Genomic DNA, 24,741 nt, shown 5'->3' with positions numbered 1-24,741 from the left:
CCTGTCGGCAGCTGTGGCCTGGGGCGGGAAGAAGATGCGGACATGCCTCATGACGGCCGTGCTTGGGCCGGCGTCTCGCAGCTGCGGACTTCGGAGGCGGGGGCTGCGGACACCGGTTCACCGCCTCCGGGGCGAGAGGCCGACCCCGGGGAGCGGGCCCTGACATTCGCCGGAGCGGCGCTGGCAGCTGTCTATGTGCCCGGCGCCGGGGAGGGGGAGCTCCGGTTGGTGGAGACGGCCGGACGCGCCGTTTCCCAGTACGGCCTGCCGGAGCATCTGCCCCTGTCCGGCGGCTCACCCGCCGCGGAGGCCTTCCGCACCGACCGGCCGCTGTGGCTGGACCATGCGGCCCTCGCCTCCTACGAGGGCGGGCCGACACCGCCACGAGCGCAGACGTCACTCGGTGCGGTGTCCCTCGGAGCGGAGGGCAGGCGGCTGGGGTGTCTCGTCGTCGTGGGGGACTCCGCAGAGGGATTCGAGGCCGGGCAGCGGCGCTTCCTGGAGCAGTACGCCGAGGCGGTCTCCGACCTGCTGCAGGCCGGGACCGACCGACCCGCATCGCCGTCGCTGCTGATCCGCGCCCTGCGCGAGCTGCGCGTCGGCTCGTTCGTCCTGGTGCCGGACGCCGGCGTCATCGACGCGGACGAGATGCTCCTCGAACTGCTCGGCATCACGCCCGACGACTTCGACGGCAAGGCGGACACGCTCCTCGCGAACGCGGTTCCAGAGGACATGCACGCGCTGATGTCGGTCCTGGAACCGTCCACCCCGGCGTTCGCCCGGCGGGAGCTGGAGTTCCGTGTCCGCCACCCCACGGGTGAAATGCGCTGGCTGAGCCTGAGGTGCCGGGTGCCGACGAGCCCCGACGACCGGCCACAGCAGTTGCTCGGGGTGGTGACGGCGACCTCGGTCCAGCGTCGCGGCGCCGACGACGTCTCCCGGATCCAGTGGCTGACCGCCGCACTTGACGACGCCGCAACGGTCCAGGACGTCGGCCGCGTGGTCGTCACCGCGCTGCGTGAGCCGCTGGCCGCAGACCGGGTGGCGCTCGCCGAGCTGCGGGAGGACCGGCTGATCGTCATCGTGCTCGACCCGCCGCAGCCCGCCGCCTGGCCGGAGACTTGGCGTTCCGAGTGGCGTTCGGAGTGGCCGGACGCTCCGGTGAGGTCCCTGCCCACCCTTCAACTGGCGCTACGGGACGGGCGTATGGATCTGTGGCCCGCCGGCACAACCCTAGAACCGGGGCTCGCAGGCATCGGTGCCGGAGGCCTGGCCGTCATGCCACTGCCCGCCAGGGGTGGGGTCGTCGGCGTGTGCCTGGTCGGCTGGAATCAATCGCACGAGTTCGTCACCGAGGAGCGGTCCGTGCTGACCGCAACCGCAGTGCTGGTCGGGCAGGCCCTCGAACGCGCGCACGCGTACGACGCCGAGCAGGAGCTCGCGACGATGCTTCAGCGCAGCCTGCTGCCGCGGCGCCTGCCCGAACTGCCCGGGGGCACGGCCGTCGCCCGCTATCTGCCCGCCAGGCGTGGGCTCCAGGTGGGCGGCGACTGGTACGACGTCATCGTCATCTCCGAGGATCGGGTGGCGCTGGTCATCGGTGACGTGCAGGGGCACAGCGCCGGAGCCGCGACGATCATGGGCCAGATGCGGACCGCGGTCAGGGCATACGCGGTGGAGGGACACCCGCCGGACGTGGTCGTCTCCCACGCCAATCGGCTGCTCGTCGGCATGGAAACCGATCTGTTCGCCACCTGTTGCTATGTCGAACTGGACATGGAGGAGGGCAACGCACTGTTCGTCCGGGCCGGGCACCTCTCCCCACTGGTACGCCATCCCGACGGCACCACCGAGGAGGTAGAGGTCGAAGGAGGGCTCCCGCTGGGCATACTCGCCGAGGCGGAGTTCCCCATGACCGCGTTGGCGCTGGCCCCCGGCACGGTGCTCGCTCTGGTCACCGACGGCCTGGTGGAGGCCGCCGACCTGCCCCTGGACGAGGGGATGGACCGCACACGCACCGCGCTCGCCGCGGCCGACTCGGCAGACCCCGGGCGGATGGCCGACGAACTGCTGGGCGACGTCGGCCGCCGCGAGGACGACGTGGCGCTGTTGCTGTTGCGCTACGACGGCATGAAGGCCCGGCCGATCCGGGCCGGCTGGGTGGTGTGGCGCCTGCCCGACGCCGTGATGCACGCCCGCCGTTTCACCGCGCGCACGCTGCGCCGGTGGAAGATCGAGGAAGCCGACGGGGTGCTGCTGGTCGTGTCCGAACTGGTCACCAACGCCTTGATACACACTCAGGGGCCGGTCCGCCTCGATCTGATACTCCGCGCGGATCGGGTGCGCGTATCCGTGAGCGACGCCTCGCCGCGAGCGCCCGCCAAGCCGGTGATCGTCGACTGGGAGTCGACCGGCGGCCGAGGCCTGCTGCTGGTCGAGGCGATGTCGGAGTCCTTCGGCTCCGTGCCGGTGGCCGGCGGCAAGCAGGTGTGGAGCGAGATCCTCGTGCCACGCTGCGAGCCGGCTCCCGCGGACTCGGCGCCCCGAACGGAACGAAGGAGTCTGCCATGAGGCCCCGGACCGTGGCGTGGCAGGTCATCGCGGCACTCGTCGCAGGGCTCATGACGATCTCCCTGACGGCCTGTTCGGACGACGACGGGGCCGGCGCGGACGGCTTCGCCGTCGGCCTGCTGCTCCCGAGCCGAGCGGTGCCCCGCTGGGAGCACTCCGACAAGCCGCTGATCGAGAAGCGGCTGAGGCAGCTGTGTCCCGGCTGCACCATGGAGTACGCCAACGCCGAGAACGATGTGTCGAGGCAGCGGGAACAGATGACGTCCATGATCACCCAGGGTGTCAGGGTCCTGATCCTCGACGCAGTGGACAACAAGGCGCTGCGCTCCTCGGTCCAGGAGGCGCGCAGGGCGGGTGTCCCCGTCGTCGCCTATGACCGGCTCGCCCAGGGCCCGATCTCGGGCTACGTGAGTTTCGACGGTGCGCAGGTCGGCAGGCTCCAGGGCGAGGCGCTCCTGAAGGTCATGGGCGAGAAGGCGACGGGGAAGACCGTCGTCATGGTGAATGGGGACCCGTCCAGTCCCAACGCGGCGTGGTACCGCAGGGGTGCGCTGTCCGTCATCGAAGGCAAGGTGAAGATCGGCAGGTCGTACGACACCCGCGGCTGGAGCACCGACAACGCCCACGCCAACATGTCCGCTGCCATCGCCGCCCTGGGCCCGGACCGCATCGGCGGCGTCCTGGCGGCCAACGACGCCATAGCCGCGGGCGTCATCTCGGCTCTCAAGAACGCCGGTGTCAGGAAGCTTCCGCCCATCACCGGCCAGGACGCCGACCTCGAGGCAGTGCGGCGCATCATCGAGGGCGAGCAATACATGACGGTGTACAAGCCGTTCAGGACGCAGGCCGCGGCAGCTGCCGCCATGGCCGTCGCGCTGGGTCGCGGCGAAGACGTCCGCGAAGTCGCCACGACGACGATCGACAGCCCCACCACCCAGGACATCCCGTCCGTTCTGCTCGCTCCGAGCACGGTGACGGTCGGCAACATCAAGCAGACACTTGTCAAGGACGGCGTGTACACCATCAAGCAGATCTGCTCCCAGAAGCTCCGGCCCGCCTGCTCCCAGGCCGGACTCTCCCCGTGAGGGACCCACGAGCCACACAGAGGTCGGGGCGACGGCTCTGCCGGCCCGGCCCCGCGCGGCCGAAGCGGCCTGCCCGGCAGTGCGGTGATGCGGGAGGTGCAGCACCGCTTCGTGGGCGCTGAAGTCGCTCGCGGCCCGTGACCGGCGTGCTGGGCCCAGCAGAAGCTCGGCTCGGCGTCCTCCTTGACGGTGGAGGCGGCGTGGGCGTCCAGTGCCTGCCCGGGTACGTCCACCCGGACGCCGAGGACCTCCGTGACAAAAGCCTCTGGAGCTACCGTGGGCCGTATGGAGATCTGGATCAACCCGGCCTGCTCGAAGTGCCGCAGCGCTGTGAAGCTGCTCGACGCCGAGGGCGCGGAGTACACCGTCCGCCGCTACCTGGAGGACGTACCGAGCGAGGACGAGATCAGGGCCGTACTCACCCGTCTCGGCCTGGAACCCTGGGACATCACCCGCACCCAGGAGGCCGCAGCCAAGGAGCTGGGCGTCAAGGAGTGGGCGCGGGACGAGACTTCACGGGACCGCTGGATCACGGCACTGGCCGAGCATCCCAAGCTGATCCAGCGGCCGATCATCACCGCGGACGACGGCACGGCGGTCGTGGCCCGTACGGACGAGGCGGTACGGGACGCCCTGTCGCGCTAGGCCCGACTTCGCCGTCGGATCGCCCCAACTCCGGTGTGACGCAGGTTACTTCAGCTGACTCCTGTAACCACTGAGTAACAACGTTCGGTATCTCGTACATAGCGACGTCCGCTCCCCCACCCCTTCAGGAGGCGCGCATGTCGCGTAGGAGAACTCTCAGCACCCAGAAGAAGCTCGCCCTGCTGGTGAGCGCCGCGGCCGTGGCGGGAGGCGGGGCGTTCGTCATGGCGAGCACCTCGAACGCCGCGCAGACCGCGGCCGAGTCGAGTGTCTGCCAGGGTCTCGCCACCGCCCTCGGCAACAACGAGCGGTTCATCGCGGGGCAGCAGGCCAGCCCGGACGCGCAGTCCGAGGCCCGGATCGCCAACCGCGAAGCGGTGATCGCGCAGATCAAGGTGCAGCAGGAGGCGTCCGGTTGCGTCGTTGGGGAGTCGGCTCAGGGCTCCCAGGCGACACAGCCGGCGCAGAACAATCAGCAGAACAACCAGCAGAACGCGCAGCCCTCGCAGACCGCGACCGCCCCCGCGGGCAACGCCGGTGGCGGCGCCGCCGCAGCCGGCGAGCAGGTGTGCAACGGCTCCACCGTCACCCTGTCCGGCGAGAACGGCGCCCCGGCCGCGTCCAGCAACCAGTTCCCGGCGGGCACGAAGCTGAAGGTCACCAACCTGGACAACAACAAGTCCACGACGGTGGAGGTCACTTCGGTCTCCGGCAGCTGTGCGCTGCTGAACAACGCGGCGTTCGAGCAGGTCCGCGAGCCCGGCAAGTTCCTCATCCGCCGGGCCGTGATCGAGAAAGTGGGGTGATGCCCAGCCGCATACGCAACCAGTGAGGCGGCGGTCCCACCCCGCCACCTCGTACGTGTCGCAGGCCCTGTCGCTCCCGGCCAGGAGCGGCAGGGCCGACACGGGTCCGGGCCGCGCGTTTCCCCGGCCCATCGCCCTCACACCGTGAGTCGTACCACAGCATGACCAGGTAACACGGGGTTCACATTCGAGCAATGATCGGGAAATCGCCTGTTGACAGGCTCGCGGGCAACAGGAGCGGCGCCCCAGTGCCGCAGCGCCGCAGCACCCGCAAGTGCGCCTAGAGACCCACCCCGAAGGATGTGGCCCGTGAGCTTCAAGGCTGAGTACATCTGGATCGACGGCACCGAGCCGACGGCCAAGCTGCGTTCGAAGACCAAGATCATGGCCGACGACGCCAAGGGTGCCGAGCTGCCGATCTGGGGCTTCGACGGGTCCTCCACGAACCAGGCCGAGGGCCACGCCTCGGACTGTGTGCTCAAGCCGGTCTTCTCCTGCCCGGACCCGATCCGCGGCGGCGACGACATCCTGGTGATGTGCGAGGTCCTGAACATCGACTTCACCCCGCACGCCACGAACACCCGCGCCGCGCTGGTCGAGGTCGCCGAGAAGTTCGCCGCCCAGGAGCCGATCTTCGGCATCGAGCAGGAGTACACCTTCTTCAAGGACGGCTACCCGCTCGGCTTCCCGAAGGGCGGCTTCCCGGCCCCGCAGGGCGGCTACTACTGCGGTGTCGGCGCCGACGAGATCTTCGGCCGTGACGTCGTCGAGGCCCACCTCGACAACTGCCTCAAGGCGGGTCTCGCGATCTCCGGCATCAACGCCGAGGTCATGCCCGGCCAGTGGGAGTTCCAGGTCGGCCCGGTCTCCCCGCTCGAGGTCTCCGACCACCTGTGGGTGGCCCGCTGGCTGCTCTACCGCACCGCCGAGGACTTCGGCGTCGCCGCCACCCTCGACCCGAAGCCGGTCAAGGGCGACTGGAACGGCGCCGGCGCGCACACCAACTTCTCCACCAAGGCGATGCGCGAGACCTACGAGGCGATCATCACCGCCGCCGAGTCGCTCGGCGAGGGCTCCAAGCCGCTCGACCACGTCAAGAACTACGGCGCCGGCATCGACGACCGCCTCACCGGCCTGCACGAGACCGCCCCGTGGGACGAGTACTCCTACGGCGTCTCCAACCGCGGTGCCTCGGTGCGTATCCCGTGGCAGGTCGAGAAGGACGGCAAGGGCTACATCGAGGACCGCCGCCCGAACGCCAACGTCGACCCGTACGTCGTGACCCGCCTGATCGTCGACACTTGCTGCTCCGCGCTGGAGAAGGCCGGCCAGATCTGATCCACCCGCCATAGAGCTCCAGGAAGGGGCGCCCGCCGTCGCGGTGGGCGCCCCTTCGCGTCGTACACCCGTCTCTGCTTCAATGAGTCCATGGTCGGCTTCCAGGAGCACATCGCGACGGGTCGCCATGACCTCGAGCCCTTCTGGCCTTCCCGTCAGCACCACGACTTCGACCGGGTGTGTTGTCGCGCGATGAACGCGCCGGCCCTCTAAAGCCGCACCACTCGTCCGGCCTTCGGCCCGCGCGCATGACGTACGTCCTCCGACGACCTCTCGCGCGAAAGAGCTGACCTCTCATGGCGAACACCCGTTCTCTGTCCTCCGCCGCCACGCCCGACTCCCCCACCGGTTCCCGGCATCATCTGCGTGCCGTGGACCGGGACGAGGTGATCGACGTCGCGGACCTCTTGCCACCGGGCGCCACCTGGCTGCCCGCTCCCCAGCACTCCCTGCCCACCCTGCCGGGACAGCCGCCCATGATCGGCTACCTGGTGCTCGTCCCGGCCGACCGGCAGCCGCCGCTGCCGCAGGAGCCCGGCGGCGATCCGCTCGTCCGGGTCGACACCGACCAGCGCACGGCCCAGGTGGACGGACGCGAACTCGACCTCACGTACCTGGAGTTCGAGCTGCTCGCCCACCTCGTCGCCCGCCCGAACCGGGTGCACACCCGTGACCAGCTGGTCACCACGGTCTGGGGGTACGGACACGTCGGCGACGGCCGCACGGTCGACGTCCATATCGCCCGGCTGCGCCGCAAGCTGGGCGCCGAGCACCGCGGGGCGATCCGGACGGTACGGCGGGTCGGGTACAAGTACGTGCCGCCGACCGGGCGTTGATCCTCTGCTGACGGCAGATTGCCGTTCCGTCCCGCGGACCGGCCCGGCAGAGTCGGGGTCATGAGACTTCTGGTGCTGGGCGGTACGGAGTTCGCGGGGCGGGCCGTCGTGGAGGCGGCGCTCGGTCGGGGCTGGGAGGTCACGGTCTTCCACCGGGGCCGGCACGCACCGCCTCCCGGTGTGCGGTCGCTGCACGGCGACCGCACCGCGTCCGACGGGCTCGCCGCCCTGAGCGGGCCCGGCGAAGTCGGCTGCGGTTCGGCAGCGCCCCGAAGGGGCGCGGGGCTGTGTCTATCAGCGGCTCCGCCGCGGGGCGCGACCAGCCACGACGGTGCCGCGGGCGACCGACTGCATGGCGCGGCAGCTCCAGCGGCGCGCTTCGCGGAGGGCGAGTGGGACGCCGTCGTCGACACCTGGTCGTCGGCGCCACGTGCCGTACGGGACTCGGCGCGGCTGCTGCGGGGCCGCGCCGGGCGGTATGTGTACGTGTCGAGCTGCTCGGTGTACGCCTGGCCGCCCACCGCCGGGTACACCGAGGACGCGCCCCTGGTCGAGGGCGCCTCGGCCGACGCGGAGGCCACCGAGTACGCCCGCGACAAGCGGGGCGGCGAGCTGGCGGCCGTGGCGGCGTTCGGGGCGGACCGCTCGCTGCTCGTGCGGTCCGGGCTGATCCTCGGGCCGTACGAGAACATCGGGCGGCTGCCGTGGTGGCTGACCCGGATCGCGCGGGGCGGCCCCGTCCTGGCGCCCGGTCCGGAGGATCTGCCGCTGCAGTTCATCGACGTCCGCGATCTCGCCGAGTGGATCCTCGGCGCGGTGGAGCGGGAGCTGAGCGGGCCGTACAACCTGATCGGCCCGCCGGGTCACACGACGACTGCAGGGCTGCTCGAGGCGTGCGTGAGAGCGACCGGAGCGGCGGTCGAGCTGCGCTGGACCGACCCGGACGTCGTTCTGGGCGCGGGCGTCGAGCCGTGGACCCAACTACCGGTGTGGGTGCCGCCGGACAGCGACCTGCACGCCGCCCTGCACGGCGCCGACGTGTCCCGTGCGCTCGCGACGGGCCTGGTCTGCCGCCCCGTCGCCGAGACGGTCACCGACACCTGGACCTGGCTGACCAGCGTCGGCGGGACAGCCCCTCAACGCCCGGACCGGCCTGCGGTCGGCCTCGATCCGGAGGTGGAGGCGAAGATCCTCGGCGGCCCGTAGCCACGTAGGTGTGCCTTCGCGACCCGTAACCCCGCAGGTGCACCTGCGCGACCTGTAGCCCCCGCAGGTGTACCTGGCACCACCCCCCGGTCCGGGCCCTTACCCCAGTGACCGGCCCTGTCCGCTCGGCCAGACTGACGGGCATGGACATCGACACGAGCACGACGAATGGTGCCGTGCGCTCTGGGGCGCGGGGCATGGGGCTGGCAGCGGTGCGGGGGTTCGGGCTCTCGCTGGTGGTGTTGCCGGGGGCGATCCTCTGCTACGTGCTGACCGTGGTGTCCATCGCGCTCATCCCGGTCGGGGTCGGCCTCGTCACCACGCCCTGGGTGCTCACCGGAGTGCGGGCCTTCGCGGACTGGCGGCGGGTTCTGGCGGCGGAGTGGTGCGGGGTGCGGATCCCGTCGGCATACCGGCCGCTCCCGAAGGACGCCAATCCGTGGACCCGTACCTTCACGATGCTCCGGGACCCGGCGACCTGGCGGGACCTGCTGTGGCTGAATGTCGACATGTCGGCGGGGTACGTCACCGCGCTGCTGCCGGCGGCGCTGCTCCTCTACCCCCTGGAAGGGTTCGCGATCGCGGCGGGGCTGTGGCGGGTGCTCCCCGACGGCTACTGGTACGGCTTCGTGCAGGTCACCGGGCAGGCCTCCGCACTCGGCGCGGCCGCACTGGGCCTCGTCCTCCTCTTCTTCGCCCACTTCTTCAACACGCGTCTGCTGACGGCCCACTTCCAGCTCACCCGCGCCGTCCTCGCCCCCAAGCAGGGCGAACTCGCCGAGCGGGTCCGGGTTCTCACCGAGACCCGCCGGGACGCCGTCGACACCTCCGCCGCCGAACTGCGCCGTATCGAGCGCGATCTGCACGACGGGGCACAGGCCCGGCTGGTCGCCATGGGCATGGACCTGGGGACGATCGAGATGCTGCTCGACAAGGACCCGGAGCAGGCCAGGCAACTCCTCGCGCGGGCCCGCCAGTCCTCCGTCGAGGCCCTCACCGAACTGCGCGACCTGGTCCGCGGCATCCATCCGCCGGTGCTGGCCGAGCGCGGCCTGGGCGACGCCGTAAGGGCGCTGGCGCTGCGGCTGCCGGTGCCCACCGAGGTGACGGTGGAGCTGCCCGGGCGGGCGGACGAACCCGTCGAGTCGGCGGCCTACTTCGCGGTCAGCGAGGTGCTGACCAACGCGGTCAAGCACGCCGACGCCGACCGGATCTATGTCGACCTCCACCACACCGACGGCATGCTGCGGATCTCGGTCACCGACGACGGCAGGGGCGGCGCGGTCATCGGCGCCGGTTCGGGTCTGGCCGGAGTGGAGCGCCGACTGGGTACATTCGACGGCGTCCTGGCCGTCAGCAGCCCCGCGGGCGGTCCCACCATGGTCACCATGGAGATCCCTTGCGCGTTGTCCTAGCCGAAGACCTGTTCCTGCTGCGCGACGGACTCGTCCGGCTGTTGCAGGCCTACGACTTCGAGATCGCCGCCGCCGTCGAGACGGGCCCCGAGCTGACCCGCGCGCTGGCCGAACTGGAGCCGGACGTCGCCGTCGTCGACGTACGCCTGCCGCCGACCCACACCGACGAGGGCCTGCAGTGCGCGCTCCAGGCCCGCCGGGACAGACCCGGGCTGCCGGTGCTGGTGCTCTCCCAGCACGTGGAGCAGCTGTACGCGCGTGAGCTGCTCGCCGACGGCAGCGGCGCGGTCGGGTATCTGCTGAAGGACCGGGTGTTCGACGCGGAGCAGTTCGTGGACGCCGTACGTCGGGTCGCGGCGGGCGGTACGGCGATGGACCCGCAGGTGATCCAGCAGCTGCTGTCGCGGCGGGAGGCCGACGGCCGGCCGCTGGGGCGGCTGACCGCCCGGGAGCGGGAGGTGCTGGAGCTGATGGCGCAGGGCCGCTCGAACGCGGCGATCGCGGCGCAGCTCGTGGTGACCGAGCGGGCGATCGCCAAACACACCTCAAATATCTTCGCGAAGCTGGGGCTCGAGGTTTCGGACGACGACAACCGCCGTGTCCTGGCGGTTCTCGCCTATCTGGACCACGGACACTGATCCTGGGCGATCACAACTCTCGTGCTGTGTGGGGGAGTTGAGGGCGAATTGTCTGCTTCAGTCTCTCACCAATTTCTGAGACGGCTGAACACTCCTGGGACCTCCTGCGTATGGATGGGAGCCGCTTCACTCCTGTCGGGCGTCTCGCTGCCCCGCAAGGAAGTCAGAGGAGTTCCATGGGACGCAACACACGAAAACGCCGTACGCCGCTGGCCACCAAGGCCATAGCCGCATCGGCGGCCCTAGCGCTCGGTGGGGGCGGGCTGATCTGGGCCAACTTCTATGCCTCGGCGCATGAGGAGAATTCATACGGAAACCAGACCAGGTCGGCCGGCGCCCAAGTCGCGACGATCAACTGCCCTGACGTCGGTCAGCAGCTGAACGACGTGCCCGAAGGTGCACGCCCCGGCGTCGCCAAGGAGCTGGCGCTGCTGGACAGGCAGGTCACAGATGCCTACACGCGTCTTGCGGAGACGCGCCAGGCCCAGGCGGGGGACGCGAGCTACGTCAACAACGCGATCCTCGGCCCGCTGAAGTCCAAGCGGGCGGCCACCATCGACCGGATGAACATCAACATCCGGAACGCGGGCGGTCAGCCTCCGCAGGGGGCCGACCAGCTGGCCGAGTGCCAGGGTGTGCCGGCCGACCAGATCAACAACGGTGGAGACCAGGGCCAGGACCAGGGCGATGGCCAGGACCAGGGCCAGGACCAGGGTGACGGTCAGGATCAGGGCCAGGACCAGGGCGATGGCCAGGACCAGGGCCAGGACCAGGGTGACGGTCAGGACCAGGGCCAGCAGGGCGGCCCGGTGGCGGACGACTTCGTGGACATCACCACCGTCCAGCCGACCGGCGGCGCGCAGGGTGTCAATGGAAACGGGCTCCCCGCCAACGGGGATTCCGGTTCGACCGGCACCTTCACCACGAGCTGTGGCACCAACGGGAACGACAACCACAACTCGGACAACGTGATCGTCGCTCCGGGTGTCGACAACGGTGCGCAGCACACGCACGACTACGTCGGCAACCAGGACAACAACGCCTTCACCAGCGACGAGCAGTTCCTCCAGGCCGACACCAGCTGCGAGAACCAGGGCGACAAGTCGTCGTACTACTGGCCGGTGCTGCGCCTGCAGAACGGTGAGGACGAGTTCGACGCGAACGACCTGGGTGGCGGCGCGGAAGGCAACATCGGCCCGATCCAGGAAGCGGTCCAGGCTGAGCTGAAGTTCGTCGGCAACAAGACGAGCGATGTCGTCGCGATGCCGCAGGCCCTGCGCATCATCACCGGTGACGCCAAGGCGTTCTCCAACGGCCTCGCCAACGCCAACACGAACTGGAGCTGCACCGGCTTCGAGGACCGGCAGTTGACGGACAAGTACCCGATCTGCCCCGAGGGCAGCTCCGTGGTGCGGACGTCCAACTTCCAGAGCTGCTGGGACGGCCAGAACATCGACAGCGCCAACCACCGTGACCACGTGGACTTCGTCCAGGAGGACGGCAGCTGCGCCAACGGCTTCCAGGCCATCCCCCAGCTGCAGGCCCGTCTGGTCTACGACGTTCCGGCGCCGCAGATCGAGAACGGACAGGTCGTGAACCCGTTCGCGGTGGACGGCTTCCCGACCGAGCTGCACAAGCCGATCACCGACCACAACGACTTCATCAACTTCTTCGACGAGGAGACGATGAACCAGATGGTCGAGTGCATCAACAGTGGCCAGGATTGCCAATAGCAACCCGGTAGCACACTAGAAAGCCGGCGGTGGGATTTCCCACCGCCGGCTTTCGCTTGCCCCGAAACCCGTGCGGTCAGTGACTGCCGCTGTTGTGACTGCCACCGGGGTTCATGTGCTCGGAGCCCTCCTCCATGGTCCCGCCGAGCTTGCTCTGCAGCGTCGTGACCGTCTTCTCCTGGCCCACGGCGACCCACTTGCGGCCGACGAGGTAGTAGCCGCCGTAGTCCTTCGCCCCGTTCAGCCACTCACGCTGGCCGCGGTCGGTGGCGAAGGTGGCGAGGACGTACTTCTCCTTGCCGGTCTTGCAGATGGCCTGGCGGAGCTCATCGGCGTCGGTCTGCAGGTCCGGCTTGCACTTCGCCTCGGCGGCCAGTTGCTCCAGGCTCCCGGTCGCCGTCTCCGGTACGGCCGCCTGGTCGTCGCCGGAGCCGCAGCCCGTCAGCGCCAGTGCCGCCGCCGCGCCGACGAGCGCGAGCATCGGTCGGGTCAACCTCATCTGTTCCTCCGGTACGGGCATAGGTAGGGCACATGCCGAAGTCGGATACGGCTCCCGCGTGCGAAGCACTCAAAATTGCCGGTGTCACACCGGACACACCTGTGCGAAGGTATGCCGATGACCGAGGACTGGGAAGAGCGTGTGGCCGCGGCGTGGGCCACTTTCGACGACTACCCCGAGGACCGGGCCGCGGATTTCCGGTCCGTGATCGACACGCTCGTCGCCGAGCTTCCCTCCGGCAGCCCGCTGGGCCCCTTCGAGCGGGCCTGCGCCTTCGACTCCACCGGCCACTCGGACAAGGCGGTGCCGCTGTACCGGGAGGCGCTGGCCCTCGGGCTCACCGGCTACAACGCCCGTCGCGCGAAGATCCAGCTCTCCAGCTCCCTGCGGAACATCGGCCAGGCGGAGGAGGGCGTCAAGCTGCTGACACCGGAACTGGACGCCCCGTCCGACGAACTGGACGACGCCGTACGAGCGACTCTCGCCCTGTGCCTGTCCAGCCTCGGGCGGGATCGAGAGGGCCTGTCCCTGGTGCTCGGTGCGCTGGCGGCGCATCTGCCGCGGTACCAGCGATCGATGGCGAACTATGCGGCGGCGCTCCGCTAGGGGGCGGTGATTCGTCTGCGGGCCGGTGGGGGTTGGTCGCGCAGTTCCCCGCGCCCCTGAGGGGCGCGGGGAACTGCGCGACCAGCCACGACGGCCCGCAGACGAATCGCACCCCCAGCGGAGGCCCGGCGTGTAACCAGGTGTCGATTCGCTCGTTTTGCTGAACGTGCAGTCACAGGATGTCGCCACGCGCCCCACCCCCGTCGTCGATGTCGAGCAGGCCGAGGCCGCGCTCGTCGAGCACTATCCGCGGCTGGTCCGCCTCGCTTACCTCGTGCTGCCGCCGAGCCTCGGCCGCAACCGGCGCGTCCTGACCGCCCACGCCCTGACCCAGCGCGCCCTGCCCCGTCGCCGCGCCTCGGCGTCCGTGATCCCGGCCCAGTCGACGGGACGGGACGGCGACCCGGGCTACTCCTTCGTCCGCCTCCAGGTGCTGCGCACGGCGCTGGAGGCGGGCCTGCCGCTCACCTTCAGGGCGTGGCCCAAGCGCTCCCAGCTGCCCCCGCTGCTCCCCCAGGTATGGGGCCTGCGCCTGTTCCCCCGCTCGGGCGGCGCCGACGAACTCGCCCTGGACCAGCGGCTGTCCGCCCTGTCCGCCCCGGCCCGCGCCGCGTACGTACTGCGCGGCCTGGAGCGGCTCGCGGACGGCGACGTACACAAGGTGCTGACCGCGGCCGGCGTCACCGACCCGGACGCGGCGCTGGCCGAAGCGGACCGCTGCGCGGAGCCGGAGGGGCGCGACGATGCCGAGGTGGATGGGGGTACCTCCCGCGCGAGCGTATTCGAGCGTGGGGGAGCGCGGAGGCCCGAAGGGTCGAGCACGGTCACCACCTCGGCATCGGCTGCGGCGCCCCGGAGGCGGAGCGCCAATGAACGGGTACCGGCGCAGAACGCGCTGCTCGACTCCCCCGAGTTCGACCCCTGCTCGCTCCAGGCGCGGCCCACCGATCTGATGCGGCGCAGGCAGCACGGCAAGGCCGCGCTCGTCGCCGCCGCGGCGCTCGCCGTGTGCGGGGCGCTGCTCGGGCTGCCCAATGACGGCTGGGGCCCCGACGGCGCCGCCGCACCCGCGTACGCGCGGAACCCGTCCGCGCAGGCCGCACTCGACCCGGCCAAGCTGACGAAGGTCGCCCCGGCGGCCTGGCAGTCCTCGGCGCGTACCGACTTCTCCGTCTGGCCCGCGCGCGGCGACCGTACCGACGACCGCGCGCTCCTGCGCCGCGCCCTCGCCGTCTGGGCCCGCCCCGGCGAGTCCGTCCGCGTCTCGGCCACCCCCGCCACCCCGACAGGCGGCCCCGCCGGACCACCCCAGCTCCTCTACGCCGGAACCGTCGACACCGCGCACGTGGTGCTCCTCTACGACGGTCTGCGCGTCGTCCGCTACGCCGAACCCAAGGACGGCACGAGCGGCGCCGCCCTCGACTTCGGGCGGGCCGACGGCGCGACCCGCGCGGAGGCAGGCGCGGTGGTGCTCGCACGGACCGACGGCAACGTCCGTTATCTGACGGCTCCTTGGGTGACCGAGGCGGCCGAGCGGGACCTGATGCAGCCGCGCTCGGGCGCGATGAACCTCGCCCTGACCGACGGTATGACCGCCCCGCTGGCGAGCCCGGGTGGCCAGAACGGCGCGTGCACGTCCTGGAACGTGCTGCAGGTGACGGACGGTTCGGGCACCCGGCTGATGACCGACCTCGGCGAACTGGTCCCGGCCCATTTGACCACCGGCAAGCCCGGGTACACGAAGGAGGCGTCCGGCGCGCAGGCGCTGCGCACCTGGGCGCCGATGGCGTGCTCACTGCAGGCGGTGCGGTCGCAGGGGGTGCGGTCGGTGAACGCCTGGGAGTACGCACGGCAGTCGCTGCCGGAAGCGAACGGCTCGGCCGCGTGGGTGTGTACGCGGGCCGAGACGTGGCGGGGCGGCGGGGCCCGGGTGCTGGCGCAGTTCCACACCCCGGGCGGAAGGTACGGGGCGGTGGCGACGAAGGCCGAGAACTCTCCGGCGTGCGGTCCCCGCGGCCCCCACGTGCTGGCCGGGGTGCTGTGGCGGTCGAAGGCGGGGGCCTGGTATCTGCTGGCCGCGGGCAGCAGGGACACCGCTTCCATCACTGTGTCCGGCGGGGTGAGCGGTTCCACGAAGGGCTATCTGCTGGCGGCGGAGGCGAAGCAGGGGGCTCAGGCCACGCTGAAGGGAACACTGCGCGACGGACGGACGATCGACGGCCTGCACTGAGTACGCGATCTAACTCCATTGCTGCGAACGGCACTTGACCATCAGAAGTGATCGGCTGGTGCTGGAGATGTGACGGGTTCATGTGAACACGGCGTTCGGTCCGGTCCGTTCGGGGCCGGATCCGATCGGTAAGGTGTTCGCATGAGTACCGGGGTACGTCGCAGAATGGGCGTCGAGGAGCGGCGGCAGCAGCTGATCGGGGTCGCTCTCGAACTCTTCAGCAGCCGCTCGCCCGACGAGGTGTCCATCGACGAGATCGCGTCGGCCGCGGGCATCTCACGGCCGCTGGTCTACCACTACTTCCCCGGCAAACTCAGCCTGTACGAGGCCGCGTTGAGGCGGGCGTCGGACGAACTGGCGGGCCGGTTCGTGGAACCGCGGGAGGGTCCGCTGGGGGACCGGCTGCTGCGGGTGATGCGCCGGTTCTTCGACTTCGTGGAGGACCACGGGCCCGGTTTCTCGGCGTTGATGCGCGGCGGCCCGGCGGTCGGCTCATCGACGACGAACGCGCTCATCGACTCCGTACGGCAGGCCGCGTATGTCCAAATCCTTTCGCATCTACGCGTAGAGGATCCGCCCGCGCGACTGGAACTGGTCATCCGGTCCTGGATCTCGCTCGCCGAGGCGACGGCCTTGATCTGGCTGGACGGCCGCCGCATCCCGCGGGCCGAGCTGGAAGCCCAACTCGTCCACGACTTCGCCGCCCTGGCCGCCGTGAGCGCCGCCTACGACGACGAGATGAGCATGCTCCTGCGCCACATGCTCAAGGACGAACCACCGGAAGGCCCTTTCAACGACCTGATCGCCCGCCTGATCGAACTGGCGTCCTGATAAGCGCCCCTTTAGGGGCGCGGGGAACTGCGCGACCAGCCACGACGGCGCCGCAGTCAGCAGACGACCCATCGCGGCACCCCCAGAGCGCCTAACTCTCGAACTTCCGGTACGACGGGTCGAGGTCACGCACCTCCGCGGAGGCATGCAGCACCAAACCCTCCGCAGGCTTCACATACCGCTTCACCAACTCCAGTACCGCTTCGGTGAGTTGAGCCTTCGTCTCATCCGTGCGCCCGGCGAGCAGACCGAGGGCGACATGGACGACCGCGTGCCCCTCGGCGTCCGCACCGACCGTCGTGTCCTCCGTACGACGGAACCGCGTCTTGCACGCCGCAGGCTTGGCCTCCGCGATCTCGACCACGGCCGTATGCAGCGCCTGAGCGAAACCGGGGCGGTCGAAGTCGTCCGCGAGCTGCTCCGAGTAGTCGACGGTGATCTGCGGCATGGGCACTCCTGTTCTGGGTCGGCAGGGCTCACCCTAGCCGCAGCGCCAGCATGGCGATGTCGTCCTCGTGGTCGTGACCGAAGCAGGCCAGGAGGGTGTCGCACAGGGCGTCCAGGCCGGGCGGGGCACCCGCGGCGGCCGCGCGGAGCTGTTCCATCGAGGTCTCCAGGTCGATCCCCCGGGTCTCGATCAGGCCGTCGGTGACCATGAGGAGCCGGTCCTCGGGGTCGAGGATCAGCTCGGTCGGGGGCTGGTGGTGCAGCCCCACGCCGAGCAGCGGGCCGGACGCCTTGGCGTAGTCGGCGCTGTCGTTGTCCCGGATGATCAGCGGCGGGATGTGGCCCGCGTTGGCGATCCGGGTGCGCCCGGTGCCCGGGTCGATCAGGACCAGGCAGACCGTGGCCGTGACCTCGGGGTGGTAGTGCTGGAGCATCCGGTCGAGGCGCTCGGCGAGCACGGCCGGGTCGCTCTCCTCGACGCAGTAGGCGCGCAGCGCGTGCCGGATCTCGACCATGACCGTGGCCGCGTCCAGCGAGTGCCCGACGACATCGCCGACGGCGGCCAGCATGCCGTCCGCGGTGCTCAGTGCGGCGTAGAAGTCGCCGCCGATCTCGGTCTGCCGGGACGCGGGCACATAGCGGACCTCGACGTCGATGCCCGGCAGCTTGGGCAGCCGGTGCGGCTGGGGCAGGAAGCTGTGCTGGAGGGTGAGGGCGACATGCCGCTCGACCTGGTACATCAGCAGCGGCTCGGCGGCGAGCGCGGTGGCCTGGGCGAGCCGGGCCACCAGGGTCTCGTCGGCCGGGTTCACCCTGTTCATCCCGCGGGTGGGCATGGCCAGGCAGACCGCGGCCTTGCCGTCCTGGGTGCGGTTCAGCGCCAGCCGGGCGTCGTGCTGCACGCCGGGCCGGAAGAACCCGGCGGGCCACAGCGGCGCGGGGACGGTGGTGATCCGTACGCCGTCCTGTCCCCGGGTGAGCCGCCGCAGCAGTGCGGCCACGGTCCGGTGGGCGCCCTCGTCCGGCAGTGCGAGGGAGGTGCGGTCCCGGGAGGTGGCGCGGTACAGCTCGTCGTCCGGGCCGAGGACGAAGACGGCGGCGGGCGAGCCGGTGAACCGTGCGGTGCCGTCGGCGGCGGCGTCGGCGAGTTCCTGAAGGGAGCGGGCCGCCTGGATGGTGACGATCGTCTCCGACAGCATCATCAGCCGCCTGGCCTGCGCCTGGTCGCCGGCCCGCAGCCGCGCCGCGCGCACCGCGGCCCGGATCACCGCGTCGATCTCCTCGGGCTCGGCGGGCACCGTCACATACGCTTCCCCGCCCACCTCGAGGCTCCGGCAGCGGTCCTCCATGGAGCCGGCGGTGGCCGAGAAGTGCACCACGGGCAGGCCGGCCATGTGCGGCCTGTCCTTGATCCGGCGGCACAGTTCGAAGCCGCTCATGTCCGGCAGGTCCACGTCGATCAGGGCGACATCGGGCAGTATCCCCTTGCGCCGCCGTACGTCCAGTTCGACGAGCGCCGCGTGGCCGGTGGCGACCGAGACGACCTGGTGACCGGCGCGGCGCAGCATGGCGCCCATGGCGTACCGGCTGGCCGCCACGTCGTCGACGACCAGCACGGTGGTGTCGGTTCGCTTGCCGTTGACGTCCATGTGTCAGCCCTTGGGACAGCACCGGTGGGGCAGACCAGGATGCACGGTCTGCCCCACCAAGGTAATGCCCTTATCAGGAAGTCCGGGTAAATACGGCTACGGTCCGCTCCGGAACGGCGAAGGTGCCCGATACCTGCTCGAAGGAGGCCGACTTGGCGATAGGGTCTCCCCCCGTCGCCTGCACCGGATGCAGCCGGTAGCCGGTCCCGGCCGCCGCCTCGATCCGCTGCTCCTGCTCCTCGGGCGTCGCGTTGAACACGACGACCAGATCACCGAGCACCATGGTGATCACGCCGGGCGTCTCGTCCTTCCCCGACAGCGGGAAGGAGAGCGCCGACTGCACCTGGCCGGCGGTGTCGAGGGAGAAGGCCTTCTCGGTCGTACGGATCTTCAGCAGATCGCGGTACGCCGTCGACGCCCCCTCGATCTGCTCGCAGCCGACCTCCACCGTGCCCAACAGGGGTTTGGCGTACGGCCACTTGGACTCGTTGTCGGCCGCCATCGGCAGCCCGCGCCCGAAGCCGTTGCCGTCCGCGCAGTTCCAGTGGACGGCGTTGAACCAGTCGCCGCTGTCGTACGAGTTGCGGTCCAGGGACTTGGAGCGCAGCAGGTCGGTGCCCGCCTGGGAGAGCGCCGGGCCCTGCGAGAGGGTGGCCGTGGCCATGGCGAGGACCTGCATCCGGGCCCGGTCGGCCGCACTGGTCGTGGCGGGCAGCTTGAAGGCCAGCGCGTCGAACAGGGACTCGTTGTCGTGCGCGTCCGCGTAGGCGAGGGCGTCACCGGGCGCGTCCGCGTAGCCGGCGGGCGAGCCGTTGTAGTCGACGTCGGCGCCGGTGACCTCCGTGCCGCTGGTGTCGGTGAAGGTGTACCGGGCGAGGTTTCCGCTGAGCCCCACCTTGATCAGGTCCTGGTAGTGCAGCAGACGGGCCTTCTGCTCCTGCGTACTCCCGTTGCTCTGGGAGGTGTTGGGGTCGGTGTACAGCCCGGACGCGAAGCCCTGGACGCCGGGGTCCTCGTCGAAGGGCCCGCCGCCGCGTACGGCGTCCCGCGCCCGGTCGGAGAAGGTCGCGATGCCGGTCCCCGCCATGTTCTGCTGCGTGGCCTGCGTGAAGCGCGCGTCGTCGGCGACCTCGCCGAAGTTCCAGCCCTCGCCGTACAGGATGATCTTCTTGCCGTCGACGCCGTCCTTGGCGAGGGTCAGCGCGTCGAGAGCCTTGCGGACCGCCAGGATGTTGGCCTTCGGGTGGTGGCCCATCAGGTCGAAGCGGAAGCCGTCGACCTTGTACTCCTTGGCCCAGGTGACGATCGAGTCGACGACGAGCTTGCCCATCATCGCGTTCTCGGTGGCCGTGTTGGCGCAGCAGGTGCTGTTGGCGACCGAGCCGTCCGCGAGGAGCCGCTGGTAGTAGCCGGGCACGATCCGGTCGAGGACGCTCGTCCCCGCCTGGCCGCTCGCCGCCGTGTGGTTGTAGACGACGTCCATGACGACCCGCAGGCCGTCCTCGTTCAGCGCCTTGACCATCTTGCGGAACTCGACCGTACGGCCGGTGCCGTCCGGGTCGGTGGCGTACGAGCCCTCGGGGACCGTGTAGTGGAAGGGGTCGTAGCCCCAGTTGTAGGCGTCCTTCGCGGCGATCTTCCCGACGCACTCCTGCTGTTCGTCGGAGTCGGCCGGGTAGGAGGCGAGGTCGCAGTCGGTTCTCGCCTGGTCGGATCGCTTCTCCGGGATGGTGGCGATGTCGAAGGCGGGCAACAGATGGACGTACGACGTCCCGGACCCGGCCAGCCGCTTGAGGTGCCGGGAGCCGTCGCTCGCCTTGTCGGTGAAGGCGAGGTACGTGCCGGGATGCCCGGCCGTCCTGTCCTCCACCGAGAAGTCGCGGATGTGCAACTCCTGGATCTGGGCGTCCTTGAGCGGCACGGCCTTCGGCTTCTTCAGTGACGTCCAGCCGCCGGGGGCGAGGGACTTGTCGGCGAGGTCGACGACGAGGCTGCGCTCGGAGTCGGCGGTGAGGGCGAGTGAGTAGGGGTCGGTGACCTTGTTGGTGACGACCTTCCGGACGCTGGGCGCCCAGACCTTCACGACGTACCGATAGGGCTTGTTGTGCCAGGACTTGGGGCCGGTGACGGACCACACGCCGGTCGTGTCGTCGCGGTGCATCCGGTGGAGCGAGCCGTCCAGTTCGAGGGCGACCGACTGCGCGGTCGGCGCCCAGACGGCCAGCGTGGGACGGCCCTTGTCGAAGGTCGGGCCGAGGTCGGCCGTCGTGGCGCCGGAGTAGAGATCGTCGAGGACGCCGGCGATCTGGACGCCGGTCGCCGCCAGGACAGCCCCGTTCGCGGCCCGCTGGGAGGCGACGAGCTGGCCGCGCAGGGCCTCGCGCACCCGGTCGCGGTCGCGGGGGTCGACGGACCAGGCGGTGTAGTCCTTGAGGTGCCGGAACTTGGCCTTCTGGGCGTCGGTGAGGGTGGACTTGGCCAGTCGGAGCCAGCGCTGGTCGTCGCCGGTCAGGGCGCCGTCCTCGACGGTGATCGCGCCGGTGCGGGAGTACAGCAGCTGGGTGGAGGCAGCAGCCTCGGAGCCGTTCCAGGCGACCGTGTTCCGGTCGATCCAGACCGCCTTGGAGGTGGTCAGGTCGAGCGCGGCGGCGGAGCCGGCCGGCTGCGGGAGCAGGTACTTCTCCTGGCCGTTCAACAGCCACACCTCATGGCCGTTCGCCCTGAGGTCCAGCGACTGGTCGGCGGCGAGGTCCTTCTCGTCGCCCTTGTGGATGATGTAGCTGAGACTGGTGGCACCCTCGGTGAGCGGCACCTCGAAGACCGCGCCATAGGAATCAGTCTTCACCGGCTTCAGGGGGTTCGACCAGTCGGTGGGGTTCGCGGCACCCGTCCAGGTGTGCAGGCCCCAGCCGTCGTAGTTCCCGTCGGCGCGGTGGTAGTGCAGGACGGCCTTGGTCTTGTCCTGCGCCGGGTACTCGGGCCGCTCGGTCTGTACGGCCTCCTTGCCCTGCTCGATCCAGATCTCGCCGGTCTTGGTGACGTCGATGGTCCGGTCGGCGGAGACGTCCTTGTTGCCGTCCTTGTCGATCACCAGGAAGCCGACACCGGAGGCGCCCGGCTTCAGCTTGACGTAGGCGAAGGCGCCGTACGCGTCCCGGCCGATGAAGGGATGGCTGTCCGGCCAGGTCGTCGACTCACCGTCGGCGAGGTCGCCCCAGGCGTACAGGCCCCAGTTCGCGTAGTCGCCGTCGGTGCGCTTGTAGTGGACGATCGCGTAGTCGCGGGAGGAGGCGGTGGGGGTCTCGGGAGCGGGCGGGGTGCCGGTGGTGGAGGCCGCTGTGGCGCTCGCGGTGCGGCCCGCCGAGTCGATCACAACCGCCTTGTAGCGCAAGGCGGTTCCGGCCGGTACGTCCTTGCCGATGGTCTGGGTGACCTTGTACGGGGCGTGGTCGGCGGAGCCGAGCGTCTGCCACTTGCCGTTGCCGACCTGGGCGGCGAAGACGACACGGTTGAGCTGTCCGCCGTCGACGCCGGCGCCGATCTCGACCGTGCCGGTCGCGCCGGTGGCCGGGGCGTCCAGGGTGATGACCGGCTTCGAGGCGGGCTTGGCCAGGGGGCCGGCCGCCTTGAGGACGACGGCGGAACCGGCGGGGACGGTGACGGTGAGCTTCTTGTCGGCGTCGCTGGTCAGGGAGGAGTCGCTGCCGTGGATCCCCTTGTACGTCATCCCGGCCGAACCGGTCGCGAAGGTCGCCGTCTTCGCCGCGTCGGCGTTGTTGAAGGCGACGACGTACTCGGTGCCGGTCTTGGTGTCCGTACGGGAAATGGCGTAGATCCCGGCGCCGTCGGCCGCGTACCGCTCGGTCTGGACGCCGTCCGTGAGGGCCGGGTTGGCCTTGCGGAGCTTGGCGAGAGCGCTGATCTGCCGGTAGAGCGGTGCTCTCGGGTCGTAGGCGTCGCTCCCGTGCGTGCGGTCGGTGCCGAGCTGGTCGTCGTCGAGGTAGTCGGCGGTGGTGGACGCGAACATCGACTGGCGGGCGTCCTTGTCGCCGCCGGAGCCGGTGAAGCCCTGTTCGTCGCCGTAGTAGACGACCGGGTTGCCGCGGCTGAGGAACATCAGCTCGTTGGCGAGCCTGTCCTTGGCGAGCAGTTCGGCGTCGGTGGCCTTCGGGTTGTCCTGGTTCAGGAAGTACCCGATGCGGCCCATGTCGTGGTTGCCGAGGAAGGTGACCTGCTCGTACGCATTGGCCTTGTCGGTCGTGTACTTGTAGTCGTCGCCGAAGACGGAAGCCAGCTGCTGCGCGCTGCCGCCCTGGGAGGCGTACTGGCGGGCCGCTTCCTGGAAGGGGAAGTCGAGCGTGGAGTCGAGGCGGCCCTGGGTGACGTACGGCGACGTGATGTCGGTGTCGGCCGAGTAGACCTCGCCGAACATGAAGAAGTCGTCGCGGCCCTGCTTCTTCGCGTACGCGTCGAGAGCCGTGGCCCACTGGGTCCAGAACTCCGTGTTGACGTGCTTCACGGTGTCGATGCGGAAGCCGTCGATGTCGAAGTCCCTGACCCAGCGCTGGTAGATCTTCTCCATGCCGCTGACGACCTCCGGACGCTCGGTCCACAGGTCGTCGAGGCCGGAGAAGTCACCGTGGGTCGAACTCTCGCCGGCGAAGGTGGAGTCACCGCGGTTGTGGTACATCGTCGGGTCGTTGAGCCACGAAGGGACCTTGGTGTTCTTCGTGGCCTGGGGGGTGCGGGGGAAGGAGTCCTCGTCGACGGCCGGGAAGCCCTTCGTGCCGTCCGCGTAGTCCGCGTCGTCGAAGGGTTCGCCGTTCTTCGTCAGGTACGGGAAGGCGCCCTTGGAGAGGTAGTCGTAGGACTTCTCCTCGTAGTCGACGACGTCCGCGGTGTGGTTGGTGATGACGTCGAAGAAGACCTTCATGCCCTTGGCGTGGGCCTTGGAGATGAGGGTCTCCAGGTCCTTGTTGGTGCCGAAGTGCGGGTCGACCTGGGTGAAGTCCGTGATCCAGTAACCGTGGTAGCCGGCCGAGGCGTTGGTGCCGGTGCCCTGGACGGGCCGGTTCTTGAAGATCGGGGCCATCCAGAGGGAGGTGGTGCCCAGGCCCTTGATGTAGTCGAGCTTCTTCGTCAGGCCCTTGAGGTCGCCGCCCTGGTAGAAGCCCTTGTCGGTGGGGTCGTAGCCGGTGGAGAGCCGCGAACCGGTCAGCCCGCCCTTGTCGTTGCCGGTGTCGCCGTTGGCGAAGCGGTCCGGCAGGACGAAGTAGAACTGCTCGCGGGTGAGGTCGTGGCGGGCCGCGGATTTCGCCAGCGCCGCGTCCGACGGCGGCTCAGGCGGGGTGTCAGCACGGGCGGCGAGGGGCTGGACGAGCGCTGCGGCCAGCGCGGCAACGGTGACCGCGGCGACCCTTCGAGTGTGCGCGGTGCGGCGCGTCCGGGGCGCCGGCCATCTCGGTATCACAGGCGTGAACTCCTTGCGCGTGCGGCTCATTCGGGTCCGACCCCGGCGCGACCGTATCGCCGACGCAAGGTTTACAGCAAGAGTCGTGAAACAGGCGGCAAGAACTTTCACCGGGCGTCCGGAGCCGGTGATTTCTATTTGGCCGACCCTGTTGATGGCTCAAGGAGCACGCTGCAATACTCCAGTCTCCCCACTCTCACAGTCCGTGATCAACACATCCCCCCACAGTGACCCCCACGCTATGTTTCCGCAGCTCAGGACAGTCGCGCGCCCGGCATAAAGCAGCAAAGAAGGTGCATTATGTCCCTACACTCACCGCCAAATGACAGTTTTTACCCACCTCCCCCACCAGGCGTTGAGCCGACAAACCCGCAGTCGATACACAACTCTCCTGAATTCCATTCCATGCGCAGCGCATACCGCTCCTTCGGCATAGCGGCGACGCTTGTCTCGGTGGGCGGATTCCTCACATATGTCCTGATGTCGAGTTTCGCCGCCGGCCTGATGAACCAGTCGCTGATCGGGCATCTGACGATCGGGCTGACGCTGGGCCTCGGCCAGTTCGTCCTCATGGGCGTGACGATCTGGCTCTACGTCCGGCACATGCAACGGCGGATCGACCCCGTCACCCATCGCCTGCGGGCCCAGGCGCGGCACATCGCCTCCTCGGGAAGGCGGTCCCGCACGTGGTGACGCAGGCGGCCGGTCAACTGGTGCAGCACGCGGCGGGTGTCAC

At 69.9% G+C, this 24,741-nt stretch carries 18 protein-coding genes; 14 read left to right on the top strand and 4 right to left on the bottom strand.

Annotated elements, in window-relative coordinates; translation table 11 throughout:
* Nucleotides 1–42 precede the first annotated feature (42 nt).
* The 10 genes from OG828_RS35420 (at nt 43) to OG828_RS35375 (ending at nt 12,273) form a co-directional block, all read left to right on the top strand.
* Nucleotides 43–2,571, top strand: coding sequence for a SpoIIE family protein phosphatase (locus tag OG828_RS35420; protein ID WP_328365978.1), 2,529 nt, complete (start codon nt 43–45; stop codon nt 2,569–2,571).
* Entirely contained in the window at nt 2,568–3,656 is a 1,089-nt protein-coding gene (locus OG828_RS35415; protein WP_328503483.1) for a sugar ABC transporter substrate-binding protein, read from the top strand. The genes OG828_RS35420 and OG828_RS35415 overlap by 4 nt, the downstream gene beginning before the upstream one ends.
* A 285-nt stretch (nt 3,657–3,941) precedes the next feature.
* Complete coding sequence (locus OG828_RS35410) at nt 3,942–4,301, top strand: arsenate reductase family protein (protein WP_328503482.1); 360 nt, start codon at nt 3,942–3,944, stop codon at nt 4,299–4,301.
* Nucleotides 4,302–4,438: 137 nt separating this feature from the next.
* Nucleotides 4,439–5,107, top strand: a complete 669-nt coding sequence (locus tag OG828_RS35405; protein WP_328503481.1) for a hypothetical protein — start codon at nt 4,439–4,441, stop codon at nt 5,105–5,107.
* Nucleotides 5,108–5,416: 309 nt separating this feature from the next.
* Entirely contained in the window at nt 5,417–6,445 is a 1,029-nt protein-coding gene (gene glnII / locus OG828_RS35400) for a glutamine synthetase (protein ID WP_328365967.1), read from the top strand.
* Nucleotides 6,446–6,741: 296 nt separating this feature from the next.
* The gene (locus tag OG828_RS35395; protein ID WP_328503480.1) at nt 6,742–7,281 is read left to right on the top strand and encodes a winged helix-turn-helix domain-containing protein; all 540 of its coding nucleotides are present in this window, start codon (nt 6,742–6,744) and stop codon (nt 7,279–7,281) included.
* Between the two features lie 60 nt (nt 7,282–7,341).
* A complete protein-coding gene (locus tag OG828_RS35390; RefSeq protein ID WP_328503479.1) occupies nt 7,342–8,487 on the top strand; it encodes an NAD-dependent epimerase/dehydratase family protein in 1,146 nt (381 codons plus the stop codon).
* A gap of 143 nt (nt 8,488–8,630) precedes the next feature.
* On the top strand, nt 8,631–9,902 hold the full coding sequence (locus OG828_RS35385; protein ID WP_328503478.1) for a sensor histidine kinase: 1,272 nt from the start codon (nt 8,631–8,633) through the stop codon (nt 9,900–9,902).
* The gene (locus OG828_RS35380; RefSeq protein ID WP_328503477.1) at nt 9,887–10,540 is read left to right on the top strand and encodes a response regulator transcription factor; all 654 of its coding nucleotides are present in this window, start codon (nt 9,887–9,889) and stop codon (nt 10,538–10,540) included. The genes OG828_RS35385 and OG828_RS35380 overlap by 16 nt, the downstream gene beginning before the upstream one ends.
* A 176-nt stretch (nt 10,541–10,716) precedes the next feature.
* Complete coding sequence (locus OG828_RS35375; RefSeq protein WP_328441048.1) at nt 10,717–12,273, top strand: DUF1996 domain-containing protein; 1,557 nt, start codon at nt 10,717–10,719, stop codon at nt 12,271–12,273.
* Nucleotides 12,274–12,349: 76 nt separating this feature from the next.
* On the opposite strand, the gene OG828_RS35370 is transcribed toward OG828_RS35375, so the two are convergent.
* A complete protein-coding gene (locus tag OG828_RS35370; protein WP_328365950.1) occupies nt 12,350–12,772 on the bottom strand; it encodes a hypothetical protein in 423 nt (140 codons plus the stop codon).
* Nucleotides 12,773–12,889: 117 nt separating this feature from the next.
* On the opposite strand from OG828_RS35370, the gene OG828_RS35365 reads away from it, so the two are divergent.
* The 3 genes from OG828_RS35365 to OG828_RS35355 all read left to right on the top strand — a co-directional run bounded on the left by OG828_RS35365 (nt 12,890) and on the right by OG828_RS35355 (nt 16,439).
* On the top strand, nt 12,890–13,378 hold the full coding sequence (locus OG828_RS35365) for a tetratricopeptide repeat protein (RefSeq protein ID WP_328503476.1): 489 nt from the start codon (nt 12,890–12,892) through the stop codon (nt 13,376–13,378).
* 166 nt (nt 13,379–13,544) lie between these two features.
* The gene (locus tag OG828_RS35360) at nt 13,545–15,608 is read left to right on the top strand and encodes a hypothetical protein (RefSeq protein WP_328503475.1); all 2,064 of its coding nucleotides are present in this window, start codon (nt 13,545–13,547) and stop codon (nt 15,606–15,608) included.
* Nucleotides 15,609–15,749: 141 nt separating this feature from the next.
* Nucleotides 15,750–16,439, top strand: a complete 690-nt coding sequence (locus tag OG828_RS35355) for a TetR/AcrR family transcriptional regulator (protein ID WP_328365943.1) — start codon at nt 15,750–15,752, stop codon at nt 16,437–16,439.
* A 91-nt stretch (nt 16,440–16,530) separates the two neighbouring features.
* Here OG828_RS35355 and OG828_RS35350 read toward each other — a convergent pair whose 3' ends face one another.
* The 3 genes from OG828_RS35350 to pulA all read right to left on the bottom strand — a co-directional run bounded on the left by OG828_RS35350 (nt 16,531) and on the right by pulA (nt 24,005).
* Nucleotides 16,531–16,887, bottom strand: a complete 357-nt coding sequence (locus tag OG828_RS35350) for a 5-carboxymethyl-2-hydroxymuconate Delta-isomerase (protein WP_328503474.1) — start codon at nt 16,885–16,887, stop codon at nt 16,531–16,533.
* 28 nt (nt 16,888–16,915) lie between these two features.
* Entirely contained in the window at nt 16,916–18,535 is a 1,620-nt protein-coding gene (locus OG828_RS35345; RefSeq protein WP_328503473.1) for a fused response regulator/phosphatase, read from the bottom strand.
* 73 nt (nt 18,536–18,608) lie between these two features.
* Nucleotides 18,609–24,005 carry a pullulanase-type alpha-1,6-glucosidase gene (gene pulA, locus OG828_RS35340; RefSeq protein WP_328503472.1) on the bottom strand — a complete coding sequence of 1,799 codons (5,397 nt, stop codon included), beginning with the start codon at nt 24,003–24,005 and terminating at the stop codon, nt 18,609–18,611.
* 405 nt (nt 24,006–24,410) lie between these two features.
* On the opposite strand from pulA, the gene OG828_RS35335 reads away from it, so the two are divergent.
* Entirely contained in the window at nt 24,411–24,698 is a 288-nt protein-coding gene (locus OG828_RS35335) for a DUF485 domain-containing protein (RefSeq protein WP_443060220.1), read from the top strand.
* Nucleotides 24,699–24,741: the final 43 nt, after the last annotated feature.

Source organism: Streptomyces sp. NBC_00457, assembly GCF_036014015.1.
Classification (GTDB): Bacteria; Actinomycetota; Actinomycetes; order Streptomycetales; family Streptomycetaceae; genus Streptomyces.
Note: the sequence above shows the minus strand (reverse complement) of the source record. Positions and strands in the feature narration are given on the sequence as shown.

What these genes read in the sequence shown, in the direction of transcription:
- OG828_RS35345 (WP_328503473.1), bottom strand. Translation starts at nt 18,535, where the DNA reads ATGGACGTCAACGGCAAGCGAACCGACACCACCGTGCTGGTCGTCGAC.
- OG828_RS35370 (WP_328365950.1), bottom strand. Translation starts at nt 12,772, where the DNA reads ATGAGGTTGACCCGACCGATGCTCGCGCTCGTCGGCGCGGCGGCGGCA.
- OG828_RS35410 (WP_328503482.1), top strand. Translation starts at nt 3,942, where the DNA reads ATGGAGATCTGGATCAACCCGGCCTGCTCGAAGTGCCGCAGCGCTGTG.
- OG828_RS35355 (WP_328365943.1), top strand. Translation starts at nt 15,750, where the DNA reads ATGAGTACCGGGGTACGTCGCAGAATGGGCGTCGAGGAGCGGCGGCAG.
- OG828_RS35405 (WP_328503481.1), top strand. Translation starts at nt 4,439, where the DNA reads ATGTCGCGTAGGAGAACTCTCAGCACCCAGAAGAAGCTCGCCCTGCTG.
- OG828_RS35375 (WP_328441048.1), top strand. Translation starts at nt 10,717, where the DNA reads ATGGGACGCAACACACGAAAACGCCGTACGCCGCTGGCCACCAAGGCC.
- OG828_RS35420 (WP_328365978.1), top strand. Translation starts at nt 43, where the DNA reads ATGCCTCATGACGGCCGTGCTTGGGCCGGCGTCTCGCAGCTGCGGACT.
- OG828_RS35350 (WP_328503474.1), bottom strand. Translation starts at nt 16,887, where the DNA reads ATGCCGCAGATCACCGTCGACTACTCGGAGCAGCTCGCGGACGACTTC.
- OG828_RS35385 (WP_328503478.1), top strand. Translation starts at nt 8,631, where the DNA reads ATGGACATCGACACGAGCACGACGAATGGTGCCGTGCGCTCTGGGGCG.
- OG828_RS35335 (WP_443060220.1), top strand. Translation starts at nt 24,411, where the DNA reads ATGCGCAGCGCATACCGCTCCTTCGGCATAGCGGCGACGCTTGTCTCG.
- OG828_RS35415 (WP_328503483.1), top strand. Translation starts at nt 2,568, where the DNA reads ATGAGGCCCCGGACCGTGGCGTGGCAGGTCATCGCGGCACTCGTCGCA.
- OG828_RS35395 (WP_328503480.1), top strand. Translation starts at nt 6,742, where the DNA reads ATGGCGAACACCCGTTCTCTGTCCTCCGCCGCCACGCCCGACTCCCCC.
- OG828_RS35390 (WP_328503479.1), top strand. Translation starts at nt 7,342, where the DNA reads ATGAGACTTCTGGTGCTGGGCGGTACGGAGTTCGCGGGGCGGGCCGTC.
- OG828_RS35365 (WP_328503476.1), top strand. Translation starts at nt 12,890, where the DNA reads ATGACCGAGGACTGGGAAGAGCGTGTGGCCGCGGCGTGGGCCACTTTC.